General features: G+C 62.4%; 9 protein-coding genes. 5 read left to right on the top strand and 4 right to left on the bottom strand.

The annotated features are described in order from the left end of the window. Positions 1 to 59: 59 nt before the first annotated feature. Together OK411_RS10430 and OK411_RS10425 are read right to left on the bottom strand one after the other, a co-directional pair. Positions 60 to 1,043, bottom strand: a complete 984-nt coding sequence (locus OK411_RS10430) for a TauD/TfdA family dioxygenase (protein ID WP_016773893.1) — start codon at positions 1,041 to 1,043, stop codon at positions 60 to 62. A 35-nt stretch (positions 1,044 to 1,078) separates the two neighbouring features. Beyond that, positions 1,079 to 1,819, bottom strand: coding sequence for a thioesterase II family protein (locus OK411_RS10425; protein WP_264364833.1), 741 nt, complete (start codon positions 1,817 to 1,819; stop codon positions 1,079 to 1,081). A gap of 135 nt (positions 1,820 to 1,954) precedes the next feature. Between OK411_RS10425 and OK411_RS10420 the strand changes: the two genes are divergently transcribed. Then, on the top strand, positions 1,955 to 3,088 hold the full coding sequence (locus OK411_RS10420) for a cupin-like domain-containing protein (protein ID WP_264364832.1): 1,134 nt from the start codon (positions 1,955 to 1,957) through the stop codon (positions 3,086 to 3,088). 111 nt (positions 3,089 to 3,199) lie between these two features. Here the strand turns inward: OK411_RS10420 and OK411_RS10415 are convergent, their stop codons facing one another. Beyond that, positions 3,200 to 4,372, bottom strand: coding sequence for an MFS transporter (locus OK411_RS10415; protein ID WP_264364831.1), 1,173 nt, complete (start codon positions 4,370 to 4,372; stop codon positions 3,200 to 3,202). Positions 4,373 to 4,604: 232 nt separating this feature from the next. On the opposite strand from OK411_RS10415, the gene OK411_RS10410 reads away from it, so the two are divergent. From OK411_RS10410 to OK411_RS10400, 3 genes are all read left to right on the top strand, one after another. After that, positions 4,605 to 5,405 carry a glucose 1-dehydrogenase gene (locus OK411_RS10410; RefSeq protein WP_024012348.1) on the top strand — a complete coding sequence of 267 codons (801 nt, stop codon included), beginning with the start codon at positions 4,605 to 4,607 and terminating at the stop codon, positions 5,403 to 5,405. Further along, the gene (locus OK411_RS10405; RefSeq protein WP_264364830.1) at positions 5,398 to 7,224 is read left to right on the top strand and encodes a glycoside hydrolase family 15 protein; all 1,827 of its coding nucleotides are present in this window, start codon (positions 5,398 to 5,400) and stop codon (positions 7,222 to 7,224) included. The genes OK411_RS10410 and OK411_RS10405 overlap by 8 nt, the downstream gene beginning before the upstream one ends. Before the next feature lie 186 nt (positions 7,225 to 7,410). After that, entirely contained in the window at positions 7,411 to 8,298 is an 888-nt protein-coding gene (locus OK411_RS10400) for an alpha/beta fold hydrolase (protein WP_264364829.1), read from the top strand. Here OK411_RS10400 and OK411_RS10395 read toward each other — a convergent pair. Beyond that, positions 8,267 to 9,250: a GlxA family transcriptional regulator gene (locus OK411_RS10395; protein ID WP_264364828.1), complete on the bottom strand. Its 984-nt coding sequence runs from the start codon at positions 9,248 to 9,250 to the stop codon at positions 8,267 to 8,269. The two genes, OK411_RS10400 and OK411_RS10395, sit on opposite strands and share 32 nt — an antisense overlap. Positions 9,251 to 9,339: 89 nt before the next feature. Between OK411_RS10395 and inhA the strand changes: the two genes are divergently transcribed. Next, entirely contained in the window at positions 9,340 to 10,026 is a 687-nt protein-coding gene (gene inhA, locus OK411_RS10390) for an isonitrile hydratase (RefSeq protein ID WP_264364827.1), read from the top strand. Positions 10,027 to 10,147: the final 121 nt, after the last annotated feature.

The raw sequence follows: 10,147 nt of genomic DNA, 5'->3' as shown, positions 1-10,147 counted from the left end.
AAATGCCGAAGCCGGTACAGGCCCGGATTCGGCATTTGAGTTGAAGGGTTGCGAACAGGTCAGCGCACGTCCTGCGAATGCCCCTCGGCCATCGCCACGATAACTTTGCGCGGCCCTTCGAACGGTGAGCGCGCGTGAGCCGAGAGCATGTTGTCGAGCATCAGCACATCGCCCTCCTGCCAGGGGAAACTGATCGCACAGTCGTCGAGCACCGCACGAATCTGCGCCAGCACTTCGTCTTCGATCGGCGAGCCGTCGCCGTAGTAGACATTACGCGGCAGATCTTCTTCGTCAACAATGTCGAGCAGGCTTTCGCGCACGTCCGCTGGCAGGTTGGAGATGTGAAACAGGTGCGCCTGATTGAACCAGACGTGGTCGCCGGTCACCGGGTGCACCGCCACCGCCTGACATGTCTGCCGCGTGCGCAGCTCACCGTCGTCCTTCCACTCGCAGACAATGCCGTGGGCCTTGCAGTAGGCCTCGACGACTTCGCGGTCTTCGGTGTTGAACACGTCTTCCCAAGCGACATCGAGGCCATTGCCAAAGTTGCGCACGTACATCAGGCCCTTGCTGACGAACCGCTCGCGGATCGCCACGGGGATGCGCCGGTAGACTTCGCGGCTGTCGGCAATCGGCGTCTCGCCTCCGGACCTGGCAGCGATCATGCTGTAGAACCAGATCTTCATCGGCCAGTCGCGGGAATAGGCCTGTTCGTTGTGCAACGGAATGCTCTGGTGCGCCGGGTATTCGGTGGAGGTGTACACGCCTTGAGTGACGTTGGTGCGCGGCGTCGAGCCGAACTCGTAGTTCAGCAGCGGATGGCCGAAATTCGCGGCGAACTGGCGGAACTGCTCGGCGCCATCGAGGCGGAAGCCGCGAAACAGCACGCCACCGTCGCGCAGCAGATGCTCGTCGACCAAGGCCTTCAATTCATCGAATACCGCCAACAGATCGGTGTCGGCATCGCCCGCCTCGACCAACAGCGGCAAACGTCCGCGCTGCGGCAGCAACGGCCGCACGGAAAACCCCAGAGCAACAGCCATGACTGGCCTCCTGAAAATGATAGATGAGGCGCGTCTCAGAACGCCGGTTGCACGGCCTGCGCAAGGCGTCGGTGATGCACTTCCAGATGGGTCTTGATCGTGCGAATGACCCGCGCTTCATGTTCATGAATGAAGAAATGCCCGCCGGTCATCATGTCCACCGAGAAACTGCCCAGGGTCTCTTTGCTCCAGCCGATCAGTTGTTCGGTGGTGGCGCGGTCTTCCTTGCCACCGAGCACGTGCACCGGGCAATTGAGCAAGGGCCGCTCGGCAGGCGTAAAGCGCCCGCACATCATGAAATCGGCGCGCAGCACCGGCAGGGTCAGGCTCATCAATTCCTCATTGGCGAGGATTTCTTCGCTGGTGCCCTGAAAGGTGCGCAACTGTTCGATGAGCTCTGCATCGCTGCGCGGTTCGGCAAAGCCGCGGTCGTAATCGCTGCGCATGGACGGTGCGGCGGTGCCGGAGGCGAACAGCGCCAGCGGCTCCGGCACACCCGACTCGCGAAAGGCATGGGCCAGTTCGCAGGCGAGCAACGCACCCAGGCTATGCCCGAACAACGCATAAGGGCCTTGCAGCCCCGGCTTGTGCTCGCGCGCCAGTTGCCGCGCCAGTGCGCGCATGTCGGTTTGCAGCGGTTCATCGAACCGCGCGCCACGTCCCGGCAGTTCCACCGGTTGCAATTGCAGCCACGTCGGCAGTTGACGCCGCCAGCGGCTGTAAACCATGGCGCTGGCGCCCGAATAGGGCAGGCACAGCAATGTCAGCTTGGTCACCGCGCTTTCCTTGAAAAATGTGTCTGCAAGAAAGACGGATCACTGGCCGGACAAATTAGTCGCCCGGTCGCTAAATTCCCCCGCCAGCCGCTCGTTGCCTGTTCAGGAAAAAAACAACAATCGCGAGGAATCACCGTGGACCTGCAGAGCATTCTGGGCAAGTTGTTCGCCAACGCCGGCGCGGTCGGCATCGAGGGCGTTTTCCAGTTCATCTTCAGTGGGCAACAGGCGTACTGGTACGACATCAAGACCAGCCAGCGCACGGCAGTCGGGCGCCACCCGCGTCCGGACGTGACCATCGAAGTCGCTGAAAAAGATTTTCTCGGGATCATGGCCGGCGTGGTCAATGTCGAGGAACTGTTCGCCAGCGGGCGCCTGAAGATCGGCGGCAACATGGGCCTGGCGACGATGTTGCCGCAGATCATCGACCACGCTCGCCAGGGTGGCGGCACGGTGGAAAAGGTCGACATGAACAAGCGCTATCCGACGCCGCCACGCTTCAGCGAAAAGCTCACTGCCGCGCTGCCTCGCCAGACCAGCGTCGAACGCCGTGCGCGCGCCGAGTTGAGCCGGCACGAATTCGAAACCCGTTTTCTGCCCAACGGCATTCCGCTGGTGATCAGCAATGCCCTGCACGACTGGCCATTGTTCAGCCTGAGCCGTGAGGAATCGCTGGTGCATTTTGCTGAACTGCAGGGCATCACCCGCCACGGCGATTACGTGAAGAAGACCTTTTCCACCGAGCGTGATTTCCGCTCGACCTCGATGGCCGAGTTCATCGCCTCGCTGGACAGCCCGGCGGTCAAGGGCGCGGACGGCGAGCCGCCGGCGTACATGGGCAACAACATTCTGCCGGCGCAATTGCTGCAACAGATCCAATACCCGCCCTACTTCGACACCTCGCTGTTCATCCCGCCACGGATCTGGATCGGCCCCAAGGGCACGCTGACGCCGTTGCACCGCGATGACACCGACAACCTCTTCGCCCAGGTTTGGGGCCAGAAAAAATTCACCCTCGCCGCGCCGCATCACCGCGAAGCGCTGGGCACCTGGTCGACCGCGCCCAAGGGAGGCCTGGATGGCTGCGACTTCAACCCGGACGCACCGGACTATGAACGTTTCCCGGCAGCGCGGGAGGTGACGTTTTTGCGGGTGACGCTGGAGGCCGGGGATCTGCTGTTTTTGCCAGAGGGCTGGTTCCATCAGGTGGAGTCGGTGTCGACTTCGCTGTCAGTCAACTTCTGGGTCAACTCAGGACGAGGCTGGTAACACCGCAAAATAACTGTGGGAGCGAGCCTGCTCGCGAATGCGTTGTATCAGGTATGAAGATATTTACTGACACACCGCCTTCGCGAGCAGGCTCGCTCCCACAGTGGAATTTCATTTCAAGTGACGGAAACTTTGAAACGCTGAAACCAGCACCACCGCCCCCGCCGCAATCGCCAGCCAGAAGCCGCTACGCGCGCCAAACGCATCCACCAGCGCGCCGGAACCGGCGGCGCCGATCGCCACGCCGATGCTCAGCCCGGTCACCAGCCAGGTCAGGCCTTCAGTCAGTTTGGCCGGCGGCACGATGCGTTCGATCAACGCCATCGCCACAATCAACGTCGGTGAAAAGAACAGCCCGGCGATAAATACCGCGATCGACAAGCCAAGGATGTTACTCGCCAAAAGCAGCGGCAGCGTGGTCACCGCCGTCGCCACGGCGCCGTAGAGAAACAGGCGCGGCAACGGCAGTTTCGAACGCATCGCACCGAAGGCGATGCCGGCCAGGCATGAGCCGATCGCGTATACCGACAAAACAATACTCGCCGCTGCCGGCTGGCCCTGATGTTGAGCGAAGGCGACGCTGACCACATCGATGACCCCGACGATCACGCCCATCGCCAGCATCAACGCCAGCAGCCATTGCACGTCAGTCGAGCGAATGATCGAGCCCTGATGCTGCGACTCCTGCGCGTGCACCGGTGGTTCGGTGCTGCGCTGGGCGACAAACGCCGTCACGCCGATGGCCAGGGCCAGCAGCGCCGCCAGCGGCCCGGCCTCGGGAAACACCGCGACCGACAAGCCCACCGACAGCGGCGGCCCGACGATAAAACACACTTCGTCGAGCACCGACTCCAGCGCATACGCCGTCTGCAATTGCGGCTGGCCACGATAGATCTCGGTCCAGCGCGCCCGCACCATCGCCGACATGCTCGGCATGCACCCGGCCAGCGCGGCGAAGACGAACAACGTCCAGTCCGGCGCCTGCAAACGCGTGCACAGCAGCAACATCAATAACCCGCCGCCACCGGTCAGCGCAGCGATTGGCAGCACCCGCCCCTGCCCATAACGGTCCACCAGCCGCGATACCTGTGGCGCGCAAAACGCCGTGGCCAAGGCAAACGTCGCCGCCACCGCACCCGCCAGCGCATAACCGCCGTTCAACTGCGCAAGCATGGTGATCAGGCCGATGCCGGTCATCGAAATCGGCATGCGCGCCAGCATCCCGGCCAGTACAAAAGCACGGGCACCGGGGGCGGTGAACAATTCGCGGTAGGGATTTGCCATCGATTGCAGCCTCATCAAGGGCGGCCAAGTTGCCATAGCCTTGAATGCCGTGGAAGCGCGCAATTGTTAGCGGTCTGTGAAGGCCCTTCGCTCGCACATTCGAAATGCAGTCCCCTGTGGGAGCGAGCTTGCTCGCGAAGGGGCCCGCGCAATCACCGCTTCCAGCAAATGAACTCTCAGCGTCTGCCATCAGTCAGCTACTTAAGTCTCTGGAACCAAGGCGTGAATCATCATGCAGATTTCCCTCGCTCATCAGGTGGCGCTGGTCACGGGCGCCAGCTCCGGCATCGGCCATGCCGCCGCCAAAGCACTCGCTGCGGCCGGTGCCGCGGTCGTGATCAACTACAACAGCAGCGCCGAACCTGCGGAAGAACTGGCCGCGCAAATTAACGCCGAAGGCGGTAAGGCCCTCGCCATCGGCGCGGATGTTTCAAAAGAAGAAGATGTCGAGCGGCTGTTCGCCGAGACCGTCGAAGCCTTCGGCTCGCTGGATATTTTGGTAGCCAATTCCGGCCTGCAAAAAGACGCTGCCGCCGTGGACATGACCCTCGACGACTGGAACACGGTGATCGGCGTCAACCTCACCGGGCAGTTCCTCTGCGCGCGGGAGGCGTTGCGGATTTTTCAGCGTCAGGGCGTACGCGAAGGCGTGTCGCGCGCGGCGGGCAAGATCATTCACATGAGCTCGGTGCACCAGCGCATTCCATGGGCCGGGCATGTCAATTACGCGGCGTCCAAGGGCGGCGTCGATCAGTTGATGCAGAGCCTCGCTCAGGAAGTCAGCCACCAGCGCATCCGTATCAACAGCATCGCGCCCGGTGCGATCAGCACGGCCATCAACACAGAAGCCACTGAAGGCGCGGCCGGCGACAAACTTCTTGAGCTGATTCCCTACGGACGCATTGGCGATGTCGAGGACGTTGCCAACGCAGTGGTTTTCCTCGCTTCCGATGTGTCTGACTACATCGTCGGCACCACCCTGTTCATCGATGGCGGGATGAGCCTCTATCCGGAGTTTCGCGGCAATGGCTGAGCCTGAAGTGGAACAACAAAGTCCCATCGGTGCCCACGGCATCATCGGCGACATGCGCAGCGCCGCACTGGTCAACGACAAGGGCAGCGTGGATTTTTTCTGCTGGCCGGAGTTCGACAGCCCGACGATTTTCTGCTCGCTGCTCGACACCCCTGAAGCAGGGATTTTCCAGCTCGCGCCGGACTTGCCGGATGCGCGCCGGGAACAGATTTATCTGCCCGACACCAACGTCTTGCAGACCCGTTGGCTGAGCGAACACGCGGTGGTAGAAATCACCGATCTGCTGCCCATCGGTGACGATGTCGACGCCCTGCCCCTGCTGATGCGCCGGGTGCGCGTGGTCAGCGGCTCGGCGACGTTCAACCTGCGCTGCGCGGTGCGCCACGACTATGGTCGCGCCGACACCCGGGCAGAGATGGACGCAAAGGATGTGACGTTCCACGCCGCTGGCCAGCCGTCGATACGCCTGGCTTCAGATCAGGCACTGCAGATCGACGCGCAAGCGGCCGTCGCGCAATTCACCCTCGAGCACAATGAAACCGCCGCATTCATGCTCGGTGGCAGCGACGACCCACGCTTTGCCGAAGGCGCCGCCGAATTGTGCATGGAGCGCACCCTCAAATACTGGCGCGGCTGGATCGGCCAATCCAACTATCGCGGGCGCTGGCGGGAAATCGTCAATCGCTCCGCCCTCGCCCTGAAACTGCTGACCTCACGCCGGCACGGTGCAATCCTCGCGGCTGCCACTTTCGGCCTGCCTGAAACGCCTGGAGGCGAGCGCAATTGGGATTACCGCTACACGTGGATCCGCGACGCTTCGTTCACGGTTTACGCGTTCATGCGCCTGGGCTTTGTCGATGAAGCCAACCACTACATGCAATGGCTGCGCGGACGGGTCAGCGATTGCTGTGGCAAACCGATGAAACTCAACATCCTCTATGCCATCGACGGCCAGCAGGAATTGCCGGAAACCGAACTCACGCACCTGTCCGGTCACGGCGGCGCGCAACCGGTGCGCATTGGCAACGGCGCTTATGATCAGATCCAGCTGGATATCTTCGGCGAGCTAATGGATGCGGTGTATCTGGTCAACAAATACGGTGACGCCATTTCCCACGAAGGCTGGCGGCACGTTGGCGAGGTGGTCGATCAGGTCTGCGAGACGTGGCAGAGCGAAGATGTCGGCATCTGGGAAATGCGCGGTGAAACCCATCATTTCCTGCACTCGCGGCTGATGTGCTGGGTGGCGCTGGACCGGGCGATCCGTCTGGCTTCCAAGCGTTCGCTGCCGGCGCCGTTCGCCCGTTGGGATAACACCCGGCAAGCGATCTACACCGACATCTGGGACAACTTCTGGAACGAAGAACGCGGGCATTTCGTTCAGTACAAGGGCGGCACCGCGCTGGACGGCTCCATGCTGCTGATGCCGCTGGTGCGTTTAGTCAGCGCCAAGGATCCGCGCTGGCTGTCGACTCTGGAAGCGATCGAAAAAACCCTGGTGCGCGACGGCATGGTCTATCGCTATCGCAACGAAGACGCCAACATCGATGGCCTCAGCGGCACCGAAGGCGCGTTCGCCGCGTGCTCGTTCTGGTACGTCGAATGCCTGGCCCGCGCCGGCCAGGTGGAAAAAGCCCATCTGGAGTTCGAGCAATTGCTGCGATATGCCAACCCGCTTGGACTGTACGCCGAAGAGTTCGACAGCCATGGGCGGCACCTGGGCAACACACCGCAAGCGCTGACGCATCTGGCGTTGATCAGTGCGGCGAGTTTTCTTGACCGCAAGCTGAGTGGCGAGAAGAGTTCCTGGCAGCCGTAGGCGCTGAGGCTTTTTCGCCAGCGCTTGTCAGACCGATCTCTGATCGACAGGTATGTTTCCACAACGGGCCTGCATGCCAGACAACTGGCTCAGGCCCATATTCATGGTGAAACCTGCGCAGCGGTGACCCGCAGTCCGTTCGCAGATACAGAGTGTCTGAATACGATTCAAACGGAGTGGTTCGTCATGATCGAGAGCGTTCTTACCCCAACCCTGACCATTGCCTACGAACAGCACGGTCCGAACAACGGCGCCCCGGTGATTCTGCTCCACGGCTTCCCCTATTCCCCGCGCGCCTTCGACGAAGTCGCCCCGGCGCTGGCCGCGCGAGGCTACCGCGTCATCGTGCCGTACTTGCGCGGTTACGGGCCGACCCGGTTCAACAGTGCGCAAACCCTGCGCTCCGGCCAGCAAGCTGCGATGGCGCAGGACTTGCTCGATCTGATGGATGCGCTGGGTATCGAACAGGCCATGCTTTGCGGGTATGACTGGGGCGGTCGGGCGGCGTGTGTTGTCGCGGCGTTGTTTCCGGCGCGAGTGCGCGGGCTGGTCAGCGGCGACGGCTACCTCGTGCAGGACATCGCCCATGCGAACCAGCCGTTGGACCCCGAAGACGAGCATCGGCTCTGGTATCAGTACTACTTCCACACGCCGCGTGGCGTCGAGGGACTTAAGCAGAATCGCCGGGAGTTGTGTCAGTTGCTTTGGCGGCTGTGGTCGCCGACATGGGCGCGAAAGGATGAACGCTACCCGCTGACCGCTGGCGCTTTTGATAATCCTGATTTCGTCGACGTGGTGATTCATTCCTATCGGCATCGCTTCGGCTACGCCCCGGGCGATCCAGCCCTGGAGTGGATGGAGGAAGCGCTGGCCACACAGCCGGTGATCAGCGTGCCGAGCATTTCGCTGTGCGGCGCCGATGATGGCGTCGGCCCGCCTTCGCTGATTGATGGAGATGCCGAACATTTCAGCGGCTTCTATGAGCGGCGCGTGCTGGCGGGTGTCGGCCACAACATTCCCGAAGAAGCGCCGCAGGAAACCCTCAAGGCGATACTGGATCTGCTGCAACGCTGACCGAAAACCGCTCCCGATAAGCCTGCGGTGTCACGCCAATGGCACGGAGAAAACTGCGCCGCAACGTCTCTTCGCTGCCAAACCCGCAATTGGCGGCGATGCGTTTCACCGGCAGGCCGGTATCGCTGAGCAGTCGTCGAGCGGTTTCCACGCGGATCAATTCGATCGCCCGCGCCGGGGTCTGGCCGGTGTCGGCACGGTAGTGGCGGATAAAACTGCGCTCGCTCATGCCGGCCTGTTCGGCGAGGGTCGGGACGCCGAGGTCGCAGGTCAGGTTTTCGGCGATCCAGGCGTGCAGTTCATCGAAGCGGTTGCCCTGTTGTTGCAGCGACAGCGTCACGCTGAATTGCGACTGCCCGCCCGGGCGTTTCAGGAAGACGACCAGGTGCCGGGCGACGTCGAGGGCGATGTCGCGGCCGAGGTCTTCTTCGACCATGGCCAGCGCCAGATCGATGCCGGCCGTGACCCCGGCCGAGGTCCACACCGGGCCGTCGTTGATGAAAATCGGATTGGCTTCCACGTGCAGATTCGGATGTTGCGCGGCCAGTTGCTCGCAGCGCGTCCAGTGGGTGACCACGCGGCGGCCATCGAGCCAGCCGCTGGCGGCGAGCAGAAAGGCCCCGGTGCACACCGAAGCCACGCGCCGGCAATGAGTGCCGTGCTCGCGCACCCAGTCGACCAGTTGCGAGTCTTCGGCGGCGGGATAAATGCCCCAGCCGCCGGCGATAATCAAGGTGTCGCTGGGCGTTTGCGGCAACGGTTCGGCCAGCACCGCTAGGCCCGCCGACGACATCACCGCCCCGCCGCCGCTGGCGATCACGCTCGGCGCATAGGGCGTCGGCAAACCACGCTGGCGGGCCAGATCGTTGGCCGAGGCGAACACCTGCAACGGCCCGGTAACATCGAGAATCTGCATGTTGGCGAACGCGAGGACGTGAATGGCTTTAGGCATTTGGCGTAATTCGTGGGGTGATTGGCGTATGCGCCAGAACCTACGCGCCTACAGTGCAGTCGTCCACTTCTTTCAACGGAGCAAGAACGATGCCGCTGCAGATCGGTTTTCTGTTATTCCCGCAGGTTCAGCAACTCGACCTGACCGGCCCTTACGACGTGCTCGCCTCGTTGCCCGGCGTGCAGGTGCACCTGATCTGGAAGGACCTGATGCCGGTGACGTCCAGCACCGGCCTGCTGCTGAAACCGACTACTACTTTCGAGGATTGTCCGGATCTGGATGTGATCTGCGTGCCCGGCGGCAGTGGCGTCGGGCCGCTGATGGAAGATCAGCAGACGCTGGATTTCATCAAACGCCAAGCCGCGCAGGCACGTTATGTGACCTCGGTGTGCACCGGCTCGCTGGTGCTCGGCGCGGCTGGCCTGCTGCAGGGCAAGCGCGCGACCACGCATTGGGCGTATCACCAGTTGCTGCCGACCCTGGGCGCGGTTGCGGTGAAGGATCGGGTGGTACGCGACGGCAATCTGTTTACCGGCGGCGGGATCACTGCTGGCATCGATTTCGCCTTGGTGCTGGCGGCGGAACTGGTCGATGCCGATACGGCGCAACTGGTGCAGTTGCAACTGGAATATGCCCCGGCACCGCCGTTCAATGCCGGCAGCCCGGACGTGGCACCGAGTGCAGTTGTCGATGAAGCGCGGTTACGTGCGGCGCCTTCGTTGAAGCTGCGCACCGAGATTACTGAACGCGCAGCGGCCAAACTGGGCCTGCGCTGATCTCCCAGCCAATCACAACCCTTGTATGAGCTGCCGCAGGCTGCGATCTTTTGATCTGATCGTTCCCACGCTCTGCGTGGGCTGTCTCTTATACACATCTGACGCTGCCGACGATTAACGT

This window comes from Pseudomonas sp. RG1 (assembly GCF_025910115.1).
GTDB lineage: Bacteria > Pseudomonadota > Gammaproteobacteria > Pseudomonadales > Pseudomonadaceae > Aquipseudomonas > Aquipseudomonas atacamensis.
Note: the sequence above shows the minus strand (reverse complement) of the source record. Positions and strands in the feature narration are given on the sequence as shown.

What these genes read in the sequence shown, in the direction of transcription:
- OK411_RS10430 (WP_016773893.1), bottom strand. Translation starts at nt 1,043, where the DNA reads ATGGCTGTTGCTCTGGGGTTTTCCGTGCGGCCGTTGCTGCCGCAGCGC.
- OK411_RS10415 (WP_264364831.1), bottom strand. Translation starts at nt 4,372, where the DNA reads ATGGCAAATCCCTACCGCGAATTGTTCACCGCCCCCGGTGCCCGTGCT.
- OK411_RS10410 (WP_024012348.1), top strand. Translation starts at nt 4,605, where the DNA reads ATGCAGATTTCCCTCGCTCATCAGGTGGCGCTGGTCACGGGCGCCAGC.
- OK411_RS10405 (WP_264364830.1), top strand. Translation starts at nt 5,398, where the DNA reads ATGGCTGAGCCTGAAGTGGAACAACAAAGTCCCATCGGTGCCCACGGC.
- OK411_RS10400 (WP_264364829.1), top strand. Translation starts at nt 7,411, where the DNA reads ATGATCGAGAGCGTTCTTACCCCAACCCTGACCATTGCCTACGAACAG.
- OK411_RS10395 (WP_264364828.1), bottom strand. Translation starts at nt 9,250, where the DNA reads ATGCCTAAAGCCATTCACGTCCTCGCGTTCGCCAACATGCAGATTCTC.
- inhA (WP_264364827.1), top strand. Translation starts at nt 9,340, where the DNA reads ATGCCGCTGCAGATCGGTTTTCTGTTATTCCCGCAGGTTCAGCAACTC.